The organism is Streptomyces sp. GQFP (genome assembly GCF_021545335.1).
Taxonomy (GTDB): domain Bacteria; phylum Actinomycetota; class Actinomycetes; order Streptomycetales; family Streptomycetaceae; genus Streptomyces.
Window position 1 is genome coordinate 5,494,572 of sequence record NZ_CP089312.1, and the last position, 14,059, is coordinate 5,508,630.

Annotated in this window: 13 protein-coding genes; 3 read left to right on the forward strand and 10 right to left on the reverse strand. The window is 70.8% G+C overall.

Annotated elements, in window-relative coordinates:
- Positions 1-224: 224 nt before the first annotated feature.
- The 9 genes from LUX31_RS24395 to mshD form a co-directional block, all read right to left on the reverse strand.
- On the reverse strand, positions 225-650 hold the full coding sequence (locus tag LUX31_RS24395; RefSeq protein WP_235477086.1) for an NUDIX hydrolase: 426 nt from the start codon (positions 648-650) through the stop codon (positions 225-227).
- The gene (locus tag LUX31_RS24400; RefSeq protein ID WP_235477087.1) at positions 647-1,762 is read right to left on the reverse strand and encodes a CHAD domain-containing protein; all 1,116 of its coding nucleotides are present in this window, start codon (positions 1,760-1,762) and stop codon (positions 647-649) included. Before LUX31_RS24400 ends, LUX31_RS24395 begins: the two co-directional genes overlap by 4 nt.
- A complete protein-coding gene (locus tag LUX31_RS24405; protein WP_235477088.1) occupies positions 1,743-3,974 on the reverse strand; it encodes an RNA degradosome polyphosphate kinase in 2,232 nt (743 codons plus the stop codon). Before LUX31_RS24405 ends, LUX31_RS24400 begins: the two co-directional genes overlap by 20 nt.
- A 298-nt stretch (positions 3,975-4,272) precedes the next feature.
- Complete coding sequence (locus LUX31_RS24410) at positions 4,273-5,229, reverse strand: ABC transporter permease (protein WP_235477089.1); 957 nt, start codon at positions 5,227-5,229, stop codon at positions 4,273-4,275.
- Positions 5,226-6,230, reverse strand: coding sequence for a cbb3-type cytochrome c oxidase subunit 3 (locus tag LUX31_RS24415; RefSeq protein ID WP_235477090.1), 1,005 nt, complete (start codon positions 6,228-6,230; stop codon positions 5,226-5,228). Before LUX31_RS24415 ends, LUX31_RS24410 begins: the two co-directional genes overlap by 4 nt.
- A 76-nt stretch (positions 6,231-6,306) precedes the next feature.
- On the reverse strand, positions 6,307-6,453 hold the full coding sequence (locus LUX31_RS24420) for a hypothetical protein (protein ID WP_235477091.1): 147 nt from the start codon (positions 6,451-6,453) through the stop codon (positions 6,307-6,309).
- On the reverse strand, positions 6,450-7,349 hold the full coding sequence (locus LUX31_RS24425) for an ABC transporter ATP-binding protein (RefSeq protein ID WP_235477092.1): 900 nt from the start codon (positions 7,347-7,349) through the stop codon (positions 6,450-6,452). The genes LUX31_RS24420 and LUX31_RS24425 overlap by 4 nt, the downstream gene beginning before the upstream one ends.
- Before the next feature lie 12 nt (positions 7,350-7,361).
- On the reverse strand, positions 7,362-7,748 hold the full coding sequence (locus LUX31_RS24430) for a GntR family transcriptional regulator (RefSeq protein WP_235477093.1): 387 nt from the start codon (positions 7,746-7,748) through the stop codon (positions 7,362-7,364).
- Between the two features lie 92 nt (positions 7,749-7,840).
- The gene (mshD, locus tag LUX31_RS24435; protein WP_235477094.1) at positions 7,841-8,776 is read right to left on the reverse strand and encodes a mycothiol synthase; all 936 of its coding nucleotides are present in this window, start codon (positions 8,774-8,776) and stop codon (positions 7,841-7,843) included.
- A 224-nt stretch (positions 8,777-9,000) separates the two neighbouring features.
- Here mshD and LUX31_RS24440 point away from each other — a divergent pair, with 224 nt between their 5' ends.
- The 3 genes from LUX31_RS24440 (at position 9,001) to LUX31_RS24445 (ending at position 13,215) form a co-directional block, all read left to right on the forward strand.
- Positions 9,001-10,815, forward strand: a complete 1,815-nt coding sequence (locus LUX31_RS24440; RefSeq protein ID WP_235477095.1) for a bifunctional metallophosphatase/5'-nucleotidase — start codon at positions 9,001-9,003, stop codon at positions 10,813-10,815.
- 404 nt (positions 10,816-11,219) lie between these two features.
- Entirely contained in the window at positions 11,220-11,342 is a 123-nt protein-coding gene (locus LUX31_RS37520) for a hypothetical protein (protein ID WP_268828187.1), read from the forward strand.
- A 94-nt stretch (positions 11,343-11,436) separates the two neighbouring features.
- Positions 11,437-13,215, forward strand: coding sequence for an ABC transporter ATP-binding protein (locus LUX31_RS24445; RefSeq protein ID WP_235477096.1), 1,779 nt, complete (start codon positions 11,437-11,439; stop codon positions 13,213-13,215).
- Here LUX31_RS24445 and LUX31_RS24450 read toward each other — a convergent pair.
- Complete coding sequence (locus LUX31_RS24450) at positions 13,173-13,895, reverse strand: response regulator transcription factor (RefSeq protein ID WP_235477097.1); 723 nt, start codon at positions 13,893-13,895, stop codon at positions 13,173-13,175. The genes LUX31_RS24445 and LUX31_RS24450 overlap by 43 nt on opposite strands.
- Positions 13,896-14,059: the final 164 nt, after the last annotated feature.

The following is a 14,059-nucleotide window of genomic DNA, read 5'->3' on the forward strand; positions in this document are numbered from 1 at the left end:
GTTGTCACGCGGATACCAGCCCTTTACCCGGCTGTGGGTACCGTGGTCGGTGTGGCGCAGCAGGATCGAAGCGAATCGTCCCAGTTCCCCGAAGAACACTCCGTTTCCATGGTGGAACACGGGCCTTTCTGTTTCGCGAGATGCAGCTGCGGCTGGCGTGGACCGGCCCGCCGGGCCCGCAGTCTGGCCCGGACGGACGGCAGGGGCCACCGGGGAGACAGGCTCTAACCAGTACTCCGCCGGACGGCCAGCAGCTCGTCGATCAGGTCCTTGTCGCGGGGCTGGGTCAGGCGTTCGCGGGCCGCCGCCGGGGGGAGCCAGAGGATGAGGTCCACCTCGTCGTTCGGGGCGAAGGCGCCGGAGACGGCCTCCGCCTCCCAGTAACTCACCTGCTTGGGGCGGCCGTTGACCTCGTAGTGGGTGGTCGTGAGGGGGGCGCCGGGGGCGGCCTCGTAGCCCGTCTCCTCCTCGACCTCGCGCAGGGCGGCGGCGAGGGTCTCCTCGTCGTGCTTCAGGCGGCCTTTCGGGTGCGACCAATCGTCATATTTTGGTCTGTGTACGAGGCAGATCTCCAGGCCGCCGTCCACCGGCGAGCGGCGCCACAGGACGCAGCCCGCCGCGAATACGGGGCGTTCGTCGGCGGACGTCACCTCGTGCTCATCGCCTTCTTCTCCCAGGACTGCTGGAACGCGAACCGGGCCGCCTCGACCTCGTGGCGCTGGTCGGCGTGGAGCACGCCGAGGGCGTACGCCGTCGCCGGGGCGATGCGGGGGGTGCGGGCCGCGGCTGCTGCCGCCGCGGCGGCCTCGGAGGCGTCGCGGTGGCGGTTGAGTGCCGTGCCGGCCGTCAGCATGCGTACGTCCACGCGGGCCTCGTCGCCGTCCAGGACCTCGTGGGCGTAGCGGCGCAGGCGCAGGAGGAGGCGTACGTGGTGCCAGGGGGCGTCCTGGGGGTGGGGGGCCGGGTCGGGGGAGAGGCCGTGGACGAGGGCCTCGGCGTTGTAGGGGTGGCCGGCGGTGAGGAGGGGGAGGGCGTTGACCGCGTCGCAGAGGCGTTCGTCCGCTGCGGCGGCGAGGGGGCGTAGATCGGTGGGGGTTGTTGTCGCGGCGGGGGTGAGGGGGACCTCGCTGGCCAGTACCGCGACGTTGTCCGCTACCGCGTGGAAGCGGCTTGAGCCCAGGGCTTGTAGGGCTGCCGAGTGGGCTCGGGTGCGGGCGAGGGTTAGCTGGCGTTCTAGTAGGGCGCCTGCTTTTGCGGCGCCAACTGTCAGGTTGCTGCGGTCCGGGGTTGCGGGGTGGGTCGGGGGGCCGGCGGTGCCGGGTTCCGCTGTGCCCACCCGTTCCGCCCTGGCGGAACGACTGCCCACAGCTACGCCTGCCTGGGCCGGGAGTGGCACCGCCCCCGACAGGCGCTGCAGTGCCAGCAGCAGGCGTTCCAAGCGGGCCGCGTATGCGTGCTCCCTCGCCAACGTGCCTGACAGCCACGCCAGTTCGGGGTGCATCGTCTCCGACCAGGTGGGGTCGAGGAGGGGGCGGAAGGTGTGGAGGGTGCCCGTGATGCGGCGGGCCGCGTGGCGCAGCGCGCGGGCCGCGTCCACGGGTTCCTCCGCCGAGGGGGCGGAGGAGGCCGTGCCTGTCTCCCTGTGCAGGCGCAGGGCGCGGAGGAACTCCGTCGCCTGCGCCCTCAGGTAGTCCGCCAGGGCGTCGGCGGTCACGGGTCCGGCCGTCGTGGGGTCGGTCGGTTCAAGGTGTTGCTGTGCCACGCCTGCGCCTCCGGGCGTCTATGAGCATCTCCTGGACGTTCCGCAGGGGGTGGCCCTCGGGGTCCGTCGCGTGCCGGGTCCACTCGCCGTCCGGGCCCAGGTGCCAGGACTGTGTGGTGTCGGACATACCGGTTTCGAGCATCCGGCCGAGCGAGGCCCGGTGGGCCGGGTCCGTGACCCTGACGAGTGCCTCGATGCGGCGGTCGAGGTTGCGGTGCATCATGTCGGCGCTGCCGAACCACACTTCGGGCTCGCCGCCGTTGCCGAAGGAGAAGATCCGTGAGTGTTCGAGGAAGCGGCCGAGGACGGAACGGACCCGTATGTTCTCGGAGAGGCCCGGGACCCCCGGCCGTACGGCGCAGATGCCGCGGACCCAGATGTCGCACGGGACGCCCGCCTGGGAGGCGCGGTACAGCGCGTCGATGATCGCCTCGTCCACCATCGAGTTGACCTTGATGCGGACATACGCGGGACGCCCGGCACGATGGTGCTGGACCTCCTTGTTGATCCGCGCGATCAGGCCGTCGCGAAGGGACTTGGGGGCGACGAGGAGTCGTCGGTACGTCTCTCGGCGGGAGTAGCCGGACAGGCGGTTGAACAGGTCCGAGAGGTCCGCGCCGACCTGCTGGTCCGCCGTCAGGAGGCCCAGGTCCTCGTACAGGCGGGCCGTCTTGGGGTGGTAGTTGCCGGTGCCGACGTGGGAGTAGCGGCGCAGTGTGTCGCCCTCCTGACGGACCACCAGGGACAGCTTGCAGTGGGTCTTCAGGCCGACGAGGCCGTAGACGACGTGGCAGCCGGACTCCTCCAGCTTGCGCGCCCACTTGATGTTGGCCTGCTCGTCGAAGCGGGCCTTGATCTCGACGAGGACGAGGACCTGCTTGCCCGCCTCGGCGGCCTCGATCAGGGCGTCGACGATCGGGGAGTCGCCCGAGGTCCGGTACAGGGTCTGCTTGATGGCGAGGACGTCGTCGTCGCCGGCCGCCTGCTCCAGGAACGCCTGGACGGAGGTGGAGAAGCTGTCGTACGGGTGGTGGAGCAGGACGTCCCGTTCGCGCAGGGCGGCGAAGATGTCGGGCGCGGACGACGACTCGACCTCGGCCAGGTCGCGGTGGGTGCCGGCGATGAACTTGGGGTACTTCAGCTCGGGCCGGTCGAGGGAGGAGATGCCGAAGAGGCCGGTGAGGTCGAGGGGACCCGGCAGCGGGTACACCTCCGCCTCCGTGATCTTCAACTCCCGTACCAGCAGGTCGAGTACATACCGGTCGATGGACTCCTCGACCTCCAGGCGCACCGGCGGGCCGAAGCGGCGCCGCATCAGTTCCTTCTCCAGGGCCTGGAGGAGGTTCTCGGCGTCGTCCTCCTCGACCTCCAGGTCCTCGTTGCGGGTGAGGCGGAAGGCGTGGTGCTCCAGGACCTCCATGCCGGGGAACAGCTCTTCGAGGTGCGCGCCGATGACGTCCTCGATGGGCACGTACCGGCTCGGCGAGGCCTCCAGGAAGCGGGACAGCAGCGGCGGCACCTTGACGCGCGCGAAGTGGCGGTGTCCGCTCACCGGGTTCCGTACGACGACCGCGAGGTTCAGGGAGAGACCCGAGATGTACGGGAAGGGGTGCGCGGGGTCGACGGCCAGCGGGGTGAGGACCGGGAAGATCTGGTGGCGGAAGAGGGTGAACAGGCGGGCCTGCTCCTTCTCCGTCAGCTCGGCCCAGCGGACCAGGTGCACGCCCTCCTCGGCGAGCGCCGGGGCGACGTCCTCCTGGTAGCAGGCGGCGTGCCGGGCCATCAGCTCGCGGGAGCGGGCCCAGATCATCTCCAGGACCTCGCGGGGCTGGAGGCCGGAGGCGGAGCGGGTGGCGACGCCGGTGGCTATGCGGCGCTTGAGGCCGGCCACCCGGACCATGAAGAACTCGTCCAGGTTGCTCGCGAAGATCGCGAGAAAATTAGCCCGTTCGAGGAGGGGCGTATGGGGATCCTCGGCCAGTTCGAGCACCCGCTCGTTGAACGCGAGCCAGCTGCGCTCCCGGTCGAGGAAGCGGCCCTGCGGCAGCAGCTCGCCGTCGTAGGGCGCCTCCTCGTACTCGTCGAGGTCGGCGTCGATGTCCGGCTCCAGGTCGGAGACCACGGCCGACACCGTGTGCGGGCGGTGGGAGGTCAGGGAACCGACGGACGGCTGCGCGTGCTGTACCTGCGACTGGGCGTTTGGCTGGCTCATGCCCCCATTGTTCCGTGCCTGGGCCGGGACGGGCGCGTCGGAACGCGCGGGCGGGAGCGCGGCCGGTACCGGCTGGGCCGCTCCGGTCCCGTGGGTGCCCTCTGCGGGCGGTGAATGCTCAGGCACGGCGGGCGTCATTGGGTGAGCGTCGCAAGCCTGGCTGAATCACTGGTTACGAGGACATGACGTGCGGGATATCGGGGGGCGGCTCGCAGGGGTGATCACCCGCACCGGCGGGGTGCGCGTATGCCCCTTCTCCCCGGTGGAAGGGGCATACGCGGACAGGTCCCGGGCGCCCTCAGGCCGTGCGGCGGCGCAGCAGCCAGAAGGCGGCGGCCGTCGCGGCGGCGACGAGGGCGAGGACGATGCCGGTCTCCATGAGCTGGAGGGGCCAGAAGTGGGACGAGGGGTGGTAGTCGCGGTAGTGGTTCACGCACTGCGCGTAGCAGTCGATGACGTCGACCCGCTGCCCGGTGGAGGTCATGCGGCCCTGCTCGACGAGCATGCCGATGTCGTCCGGGTAGTCCTCGGTGCTGGTGACGGTCCTGGCCGGCCACAGGCGCGGACGCTGTGACGTGATCACGTACTGGAGGGTCAGGAAGGCGAGGAAGGTGCTGCCGAGGGCGGCCAGCGACCGTCGTACGAGCAGGCCCGTCAGGGCGCCGACGGCCAGGCCGAGGAGGGCGTACGCGGTGGCGAGGGTGCCGTTCGCGACGTAGACGCGGTTCTCGTGCCACTCCCAGGAGCCCAACGCGTGCAGACCGGTGTGCGCGTTCCACACCAGGCGGTGCAGGAGGGTGAGGAGGATGGTGCCCGCGGTGAGCAGGGCGGCCGGGACCGCCAGCTTGGCGGCGAGCCAGCGGGCCGGGGAGACGGACTGGGTCCAGGCGAGCTGAGCGGTGCCGTTCTCCAGTTCGCGGCCGATGAGCGCGGCGCCCGCCCAGAGGGCGGTGAAGAGGGGTACGAGCCCGATCAGGGCGCCGCTGAGGGACTGGCCGACGCTGAAGCGGCTGTAGGCGGGGCCGCTGTAGAAGCAGGCTTCGGCCGTGCCCTCTTCGTCGCAACCCGACCGCGCGTACTCGGCGGCGACCGCGTCGGCACCCCACCAGTACATCCACAGCAGGATCCCGGCGGCCAGGGCGACCAGCAGCAGCCAGAACCAGAGCGCGGAGCGGTGCAGGCGCAGCATCGCCCAGGGCAGACCGTGCGGGCGCCGGGTGCGCCGCGCCGCGGGGCCGGTGACGGTGACGGTCATACGGCGGCTCCCGTGCGGCGTCTGATGAGGGCGAAGGAGATCAGCGCAGCCACCGTCGCGAGGGCGAGGAGGATGCCGGTCTCCATGAGCTGGAGGGGCCAGAAGTGGGAGGCCGGGTGGTAGTCGCGGTACATGCCGACGACGTCGTTGTCGGCGAGGCACTTGGCGCGGTCGCCGCACTCCAGGTAGGGGAGGCGGGCCCCGGTGGAGGTGTAGGAGCCCTCCTCGACCGTCATGCCGACGTGGTCCGGGTACTCGCCCTTGCTCTCCTGGGTCTCGGCCGGCCACAGGTGCGGACGCAGGGACTGGAGCTGCTGTACGACGATTCCCATGCCGACGATCCCGACGCCGAGCGCGGGCAGCGAGCGGCGCGCGACCAGGCCCGCGAGGACGCCGAGAGCCAGGCCCAGCAGGGCGTGGGCGATGGCGAGGGTGCCGTTGGGCTCGAAGACCTGGCTGTCGTACCAGTTGTAGGTGCCCTGGCGCAGTTCGCCGGTGGTCGCCCACATCAGACGGTGCAGGACGGTGAGCAGGAGCATGCCCGCGGTGATCAGTACGGCGGGCAGGGCGAGCTTGGCGGCCAGCCAGCGGACCGGGGACACGGACTGCGTCCAGGCCAGCTGGGCCGTGCGGTCCTCCAGTTCGCGGCCGATGAGCGAGCCGCCCGCCCAGGCCGCGATCAGGAACGGGGCGAAGAAGACGAGGAGGCTGCCGAGGACGACGCCCGAGTCCCAGCGGTTCCCGGCGAGTCCGAGCATGTCGCAGCCGAGGTCGGGCCCGCCGCCGTCACGGCAGCCCGAGGCCGCCAGTTCGTCCATGGCGGCGGTCGCGCCCGGCCCGTACGCCCACAGGATCACGCCGGCGGTCACGGCGACGTACAGCAGCCAGAACCAGAGGGCGGAGCGGTGGACGCGCAGGAGGGCCCAGGTGAGGCCGTGGGGCTTGTACGGGCTGCGGGACCGCTTCCGCGCCGGGGTCTCGGCGGAGGCGAGGGCGGTCATACGGCGGCCTCCACGGAGGCGGCCGAGGTGTCCGTGCCGGGCTTCTGCGCCGGGGTCTCGGCGGAGGCGAGGGTGGTCATACGGCGGCCTCCACGGAGGCGGCCGAGGTGTCCGCGCCGGGCGTCCGCGCCGGGGTCTCGGCGGCCGTGAGGGCGGCCGAGGTGTCCGCGTCTTCTGTGCTGAGCTTCTGTGCCGGGGCCTCGGCGGCGGTCAGGGTGGTCATACGGTGGCCTCCGCCGACTCGGTCGGGTCTTCGGCGCTGAGCTGCAGCGACGGGGCCTCGGGGGAGCGGAGGTGGGCCAGGACCAGTTCCTCCAGGGTGGGGGTGGCGCTCTGCCAGGTCCCGGCGAGGCGGCCCCCGGGGCGTATGAGGGCGGTGGTCTGGCGGCCCGTCGTACGGGACTCGATGACCGTGTGTCCGCCGAGGTCGGCGGCCGGGCCGCTGACCAGGGTGTGGGCGGCGATCAGGTCGTCCAGCTCGCCGGCGAGGCGGACCCGGCCGGCGCCGATGAGGAGGAGGTGGTCGCAGGAGCCCTCCAGCTCGGAGACGACGTGCGAGGACATGACAACCGTGGTGCCGTTGTCGGCGGCGTCGGCCATCAGCGTGCCCATCAGCTCGTGCCGGGCGAGCGGGTCGAGGTCGGCCATCGGCTCGTCCAGGAGCAGCAGTTCGGGGCGCTTGCCGAGGGCGAGGGCGAGCGCGACCCGGGTGCGCTGACCGCCGGAGAGGGTGCGGATCCTGGCGTCGGGATCGAGGGCGCCGTCCGCCACGATCCGCTCGGCGACGGCCTTGTCCCAGCGCCGGGGGTTCAGCTCCTGGCCGTAGCGGAGGGTGTCCTCGACGGTGAGCTGAGGGTGCAGGGGCTTGTCCTGGGCGACGTACGCCATGCGTTCGCGGGCCGCTCCCGGGCTGGTGCCGAGGACGGTGAGTGTGCCCTCGGTGGGCCTGAGCAGACCGGCCGCGTGGGCCAGCAGCGTCGACTTGCCGGCGCCGTTGGGCCCGACGACCGCGCAGACGCGCCCGGCCGGCAGCCGGAACGCGCACTCGCGCAGCGCCCAGCCCTTCCGCCGGCCGAACCGCTTGCCCAGTCCGGCCGCCTCCATGGCGGTGTCGCTCATCCCTGGTCCCCCTTATCCCTGGTCCTGCTTGAAATGCGTGTCGAGTACGGAGTTGAACAGCGCCGCCACGTCGTCCCGTTCGAGCCCGGCAGCACGGGCCCGGTTGGCCCAGTCGTCGAGTTCGGCGCCGAACGGGGAGTCCGCCGGGGCCGCCCCCAGCGACTTCCGGACGAACGTGCCGAGGCCCCGGCGGGCCTCGACCAGGCCTTCGCGCTCCAGCTCGCGGTAGGCCTTCAGGACGGTGTTCGGGTTGATGGCGGTGGCCTCCACGACCTCACGGGCCGTGGGCAGCTTGTCGCCGGGCTCCAACAGGCCCAGGCGCATGGCCTGTTTGGTCTGCTGGACGATCTGGAGGTAGGTGGCGACGCCGGTGCGCCTGTCGATGCGGTACTCGACCACGCGTACAACCACCCTTTCACTAATTGAGTAGTGAAAGGGTGGTCCAAGAGAGGGGCGGTGTCAAGATCACCGCCCCCGGTGCGGGGTTACGTTCAGGACTCGGTGCGGTACATGAGGTCCGTCTCGTGGGTCGCGAAGCCCAGCCGCTCGTACAGCTTCACCGCCGCCGTGTTGTCCGCGTCGACGTACAGCATCGCCGTGGGCAGGCCCTTCCCCGCCAGGTGGCGCAGCCCGATCGTCGTCAGCGCCCGGCCGAGGCCGCCGCCCTGGGCCCCCGGGCGCAGGCCGATGACGTACACCTCGCCGAGGCCCTCCGCCGCGTGCTCCTTCGTCCAGTGGAAGCCGATGAGTTCGCCCTCGCGGAAGGCGAGGAAGAAGCCCTCCGGGTCGAACCAGGCCTCCGCCTTGCGGTCGTCGAGGTCGCGCTGGGTCAGCGAGCCCTGTTCGGGGTGGTGGGCGAAGGCGGCGGCGTTCACCGCGAGCCAGGCCGCGTCGTCCTCGCCGGGGACGAACGTCCGTACCCTCACGTCCGCCGGGAGCTTCGGCTCGGGCAGGTCCAGGTCGGTCAACGGGCGCCGCAGCTGGCGCAGTTCACGGAACAGGGTGAGGCCGAGGACCTGCGCGAGATGCCGGGCGGCGGAGTGGCCGCCGTGCGCCCAGACGCGCAGCCGCTTGCCGGAGGCGGCCAGCAGGGCCGAGCCGAGGGCGCGGCCGTGGCCGTGGCCGCGGTGGGCCGGGTGGACGACCAGTTCGGCGGCCGGGGCCTCGACCGGGTCGGTGTCCTCCAGCTGTGCGTAGCCGACGAGTTGGCCGCCGGCGGAGAGCAGGAAGTGCGAGACGCCTTCGCGGGCGCCCCCGCGCAGCTGCAGCCGCCCCTGCTCGGACACCGCCTGCTGGCCGTCGATCCGGGCGGCGTCCGTGAGCAGCGCGAGAACGGCGTCGGCCTGCCCGGGATCGAGGGCGGCCAGGGTGTCGATGGAACGAGACAAGGCGGGGGGGCCGGAGGGCGCGGTGTCGTCGCTGGTCATGGCTACGAGGGTAAGGCCTGCCCGATTCATGGCGAATCTCCCGGTGAGGCAACCGTTCCGTAACCCTGAACCCCTGTCGCGCTACGCGCGTTGACCCTAGGCTGCGCCGGGATGGGACTGAGTTCTCACGTACTTCTTACGTCCTCTTACGACTCCGCGCGTCTTCGCGCGTCTCAGGAGGGCGTCCCTTCCTCTTCCGGACCTCGCGAACCTCAGGGGCGCACATGCCAGCCACACCCCAGCCGGACCACCGCCGCAGACGCCGTACGCGCGCGCTGCTCGCCACCGCCGCCGGTATCGCCACGGTCGGCGCGCTCGCCGTCGCGCTCCCGGCCAGCGCCGGCGAGACGACGTCCAAGCCCGGCGGCCACAGCAAGCCGAGCCGCTACCAGGACGTGCAGCTGCTGTCCTTCAACGACCTGCACGGCAACCTGGAGCCGCCGTCCGGCTCCTCCGGCCGGGTCACCGAACTCCAGGCCGACGGCACGACGAAGACGATCGACGCGGGCGGTGTCGAGTACCTCGCCACGCATCTGCGCGAGGCGCGCAAGGAGAACCCGTACTCCATCACGGCGGCCGGCGGCGACATGGTCGGTGCCTCCCCGCTGATCTCGGGCCTCTTCCACGACGAGCCCACCATCGAGGCGCTCAACGGCCTGGAGCTGGACGTCACCTCGGTCGGCAACCACGAGTTCGACGAGGGAGCCACGGAACTGGCCCGTATGCAGAACGGCGGCTGCCACCCGGTCGACGGCTGCTACGTCGAGGGCGAGAAGTTCTCGGGGGCGGACTTCCCCTACCTCGCGGCCAACGTGCTCAACGAGAAGACCAACAAGCCGATCCTCAAGCCCTACTGGGTGTGGAAGAAGAACGGCGTCAAGATCGGCTTCATCGGCGTGACCCTGGAGGACACCCCGGGTGTCGTCTCCGCCGAGGGCGTGAAGGGCCTCAAGTTCAAGGACGAGGTCGAGACGATCAACAAGTACGCCAAGGAGCTGGAGCGCCAGGGCGTCAAGTCGGTCGTGGCCCTGATCCACGAGGGCGGCCTGCCGGCTTCCTCGGCCTACAACTTCGACTGCGACGCGGCGGGCGGCGGCTCCGGCATCTCCGGCCCGATCGTCGACATCGCGAAGAACATCACCCCGAAGGTCGACGCGCTGGTCACCGGCCACACGCACTCCGCGTACGCCTGCACGATCGACGACCCGTCGGGCAAGCCCCGCACGGTCACCTCGGCCGCCGCCTTCGGCCGCCTCTACACGGACACCACGCTGACGTACGACCGCTGGACGGGTGACATCGCCCGTACGGCCGTCTCCTCCGCGAACCACGTGGTCACCCGGACCGTCGCCAAGGCCGCGGACATGACCGAGCTGATCGCCAAGTGGAACACCCTGGCGGCGCCCATCGGCAACCGCGCGATCGGCTTCATCTCGGGCGACATCACCAACGTCGGCACCGAGTCCCCGATGGGCGACCTCATCGCCGACGCGCAACTGGCGTACGGCAAGGAGCTGGACCCGGAGACCGACCTCGCGCTGATGAACCCGGGCGGTATCCGCGCGGGCCTGACCTACGCGGCCAAGGGCTCCGAGGGCGACGGTGTGGTCACCTACGCCGAGGGCTTCACGGTCCAGCCGTTCTCCAACACGGTCAACCTCCAGGACTTCACCGGCGCGCAGCTGATCTCCGTACTCCAGGAGCAGGTGAGCGGCACCAACGCGGCCTCGCCGAAGGTGCTCCAGGTGTCCTCGGGGCTCACCTACACGCTTGACCTGACGAAGACGGGCGCGGAACGCGTCGTCACCGACTCGGTCAAGCTGAACGGTGCGGCGATCGACCCGGCCGCCACCTACCGTGTCGCGACGAACAGCTTCCTCGCGGGCGGCGGCGACGGCTTCACGACGCTGGGCCAGGGCACGAACGACCTGGTCGGCACGGACGATCTGGCGGCGCTGGCGGACTACCTGACCGCCAACTCCACGGCCACGACACCGATCGCGCCGCCGGCGGCGAACCGGATCACGATCGTGCAGTAGCGTTTGATGGTTACATTTCAAAGGGCCCAAGGCTTGTCGCCTTGGGCCCTTTGTAATGCCCGTAATAAGACCTGTGTGAATTGCCGATCGGTTCCCTGGATGTCCTGAAAATCGGTCTCAGCTGCAATTAACCGAGGTCTAAGCGGAATTGGCTTTTTTCGCTTCTCGGGTCCCGTAATGTTTTCCATGTCGAAAGCGAACGACACCGGAAACAAGGGAGAACAACATGAGCTTCAAGAAGATCGCCCCGGTCAAGAAGGCCCGCAAGGTCGTCCCCGCCCCCAAGAAGGCGGCTCCGAAGAAGGCCGCTCCGAAGCGTCGCCCGGTCGCCCATAAGGACTGACGCAGAGCACAGAGAAAACCAAACCACCAACAGCTGTTTCATAACCCGGGAGGGAATTCCTATGAGCTTCCACAAGATCGCCCCCGTCAAGAAGGCCGCCAAGCCCGCCGCGCCGAAGAAGAAGGTCCTGAAGAAGGCCGCGCCGAAGAAGGTCCAGCGCCGTCCGGTCGGGCACCAGGGCTGAGGCCCGCTGTGAGGCGGGGTCACCGGAGGGCGAGTGCGCTCGTCCCGGTGGCCCCGCCTCAGCCATGTCCGGAGTACGGAAGGGAGTTGTGACCATGAGGGAAGTCCGCGAGGCCTTCCGCCGGTTCTGGCCGCTGACGCGCGGCGACCGGAAGTGGCTGGTGGCGATCGTCGCGTGCGTGGTGGTGTCCGCGCTGGCCGAGACCGCCGCGATCCTGCTGTTCGCGGAGCTGACGGACAACGCCCTCGAGGCCGGTTCCCTCTCCGCCTTCTGGGGCCCGGCCGGCGCCTGGCTGGCCGTCGCCGTGCTCGGCGCGCTCGTCGGCTACGCCGGCAACTCGCTCGCCACCTGGACCGCCGAGAGATTCGTACTGCGGCTGAGGGCGGGCGTCTTCCGGCACGTCCAGGATCTGCCGCCCGACTTCTTCCAGAAGCACCGCCAGGGCGACCTGGTGGAACGCCTCACCGGTGACGTCGAGGCCATCGAACAGATGGTCGTGTCGGGTGTCGTCGGCACCGTCTCCGCCGCCTTCTCGGCCGTCTTCTACTCCGCCGCCGCCCTCTGGCTGCGCTGGGACCTCGCCCTCGTCACCTTCTTCCTGGCCCCTCTCTTCCTCCTCGCCGCCCGCCGTTTCGCCGGCCGCATCAGGACGGCCAGCCAGGACGAGCGGGTCGCCGACGGCGCGATCACCTCGGTGGTGGAGGAGTCCCTCGGCAACATCGTCCTCACCCAGGCCTACAACCGCCGCCGCGACGAGGAGAAGCGCCTCGACCGCGAGGCCCGCGCCTGGATGCGGGCGAGTGTGCGCGGGGCGCGGCTGAGCGAGATGTACGAACAGTTCGTCGAGGTCGTCGAGACGCTCTGCGTCCTCACGGTGATCGGGCTCGGCGTCTGGGAGATCTCGGCCGGCCGGATGTCACTGGGAGCGCTGCTCGCCTTCGCCGCCTTCGTCGGCTACCTCTACCCGCCGATCCGCAGCCTCGGCCAGCTGGGCCTGACCCTGACGGCGGCGACCGCGGGCGCGGAACGCCTCGGCGAGCTGCTCGACGCCGAACCGGCGGTGAGCGACCCGGCGAAGCCGGTTTCGGAGTGGCCGGTACGGGGCTGGGTCAGCGTCCACGGGGCGTCCTTCACCTACCCCGGCACGGACCGCGAGTCGTTGCGCGACGTGACCTTCACGGCCGCCCCCGGCGAACTGGTCCTGATCACCGGAGCGAGCGGCGCCGGAAAATCGACCCTGTCGAAACTCCTCACCCGCTTCTACGACCCCTCGGCCGGCGTGATCTGCCTGGACGGCGTCCCGCTGACCGACGTACCCCTCGCCTTCCTGCGCGAGAACGTGGCCCTGCTGCCGCAGGAGACGCTGATCCTGCACGGCTCGATCCGCGAGAACATCGAGTGCGGGCGGCCCGGCGCGAGCGACGCGGAGATCGAGGCGGCGGCGCGGGCGGCCGACGCCCACGACTTCGTCGCCGCGCTCCCGGAGGGATACGGCACGCGGATCGCCCCCGGCACGGCCACGCTCTCCGGCGGGCAGTTGCAGCGGATCGCGATCGCGAGGGCGATGCTGCGCGCCGCGCCCGTACTGGTCCTCGACGAACCGACGGCCGGGCTGGACTCGATCGCCGCCCGCCGGATAGTCCCGGCGCTGCGCCGGCTGATGACGGGCCGTACGACCATCATGATCACCCACGATCTGAGCCTCGCCCCGGACGCGGACCGCATCCTGGTCGTCGACGGGGGCCGCCTCGCGGAGACGGGCACGCACGACGAACTGATGGCGCGGGGCGGGGTGTACGCGAGGCTGGCCTCGCCACTGGGCCGGACGCCCTACCGCCCGGAGGAGACGTTGACGTTGGCCCTGAGGGTGTAGCCCAGCCCTCGTACCGTGTGGATGAGCCGGGGTTCGCCCCGGCTCTCCAGTTTGCGGCGCAGGTACATGACGTACACGTCAAGGGTGTTGGACGTGGGCTCGAAGTCGAAGCCCCAGACGTCCTTGAGGATCTGGGCGCGGTCCAGGACCAGGCCGGGCCGCCGCAGCAGGTATTCGAGGAGGGCGAACTCGGTTTTGGTGAGGTCGAGTCGGCGGTCGGCGCGGGTGACGGTACGGGTCCGTGGGTCCAGGTGGACGTCCTCGAAGGTGAGGCCCGCGAGCGGTGAGGGCGGGGGGACGCGTTGTGGGCTGCGGCGCAGTAACGCCCGTACCCGCGCAAGGAGTTCCTCGATGGCGAAGGGCTTCATCAGGTAGTCGTCGGCGCCGTTGTCGAGGGCGACGATCCGGTCCCCGACGGCGTTCCGTCCGGTGATCATCAGGATCGGGACGGTGCATCCGGAGGCCCGCAGCCGCCGGGTCGCGGCGAGCCCGTCGAGGCCCGGCATGGTGACGTCCATGAGCACGAGGTCGGGCGCGGTGTCCGGTGCGGACACATAGGCGAGGGCCGTGCGGCCGTCCCCGGCGAGGACGGTCTCGTACCCCTCGAACCGGAGCACCCGGTCGAGCCCTTCACGTACGGCCGCGTCGTCATCGGCCAACAGGATCTTCCGCGCAACCATCCGTACAACGTGGTGCTACGGGCTGTGGTGGGCCTGGGAAAGGGGTGTGGAGGGGCTGGGGAGGTGCGGCGTGCGTGGTGTGGTGGTGAGGCCGGGGAGCGCGGCACCGACGTGCGCTCCCTTGGGCGTCGGTGCCCCGCTCCCCGGCCGGTCTTGAGGGGGTG

Bases quoted from the DNA above. Each gene is read 5' to 3' on its own strand.
- mshD (WP_235477094.1), bottom strand. From the start codon at position 8,776: ATGACCAGCGACGACACCGCGCCCTCCGGCCCCCCCGCCTTGTCTCGT.
- LUX31_RS24410 (WP_235477089.1), bottom strand. From the start codon at position 5,229: ATGACCGTCACCGTCACCGGCCCCGCGGCGCGGCGCACCCGGCGCCCG.
- LUX31_RS24420 (WP_235477091.1), bottom strand. From the start codon at position 6,453: ATGACCACCCTGACCGCCGCCGAGGCCCCGGCACAGAAGCTCAGCACA.
- LUX31_RS24445 (WP_235477096.1), top strand. From the start codon at position 11,437: ATGAGGGAAGTCCGCGAGGCCTTCCGCCGGTTCTGGCCGCTGACGCGC.
- LUX31_RS24450 (WP_235477097.1), bottom strand. From the start codon at position 13,895: ATGGTTGCGCGGAAGATCCTGTTGGCCGATGACGACGCGGCCGTACGT.
- LUX31_RS24440 (WP_235477095.1), top strand. From the start codon at position 9,001: ATGCCAGCCACACCCCAGCCGGACCACCGCCGCAGACGCCGTACGCGC.
- LUX31_RS24425 (WP_235477092.1), bottom strand. From the start codon at position 7,349: ATGAGCGACACCGCCATGGAGGCGGCCGGACTGGGCAAGCGGTTCGGC.
- LUX31_RS37520 (WP_268828187.1), top strand. From the start codon at position 11,220: ATGAGCTTCCACAAGATCGCCCCCGTCAAGAAGGCCGCCAAGCCCGCC.
- LUX31_RS24405 (WP_235477088.1), bottom strand. From the start codon at position 3,974: ATGAGCCAGCCAAACGCCCAGTCGCAGGTACAGCACGCGCAGCCGTCC.
- LUX31_RS24415 (WP_235477090.1), bottom strand. From the start codon at position 6,230: ATGACCGCCCTCGCCTCCGCCGAGACCCCGGCGCGGAAGCGGTCCCGC.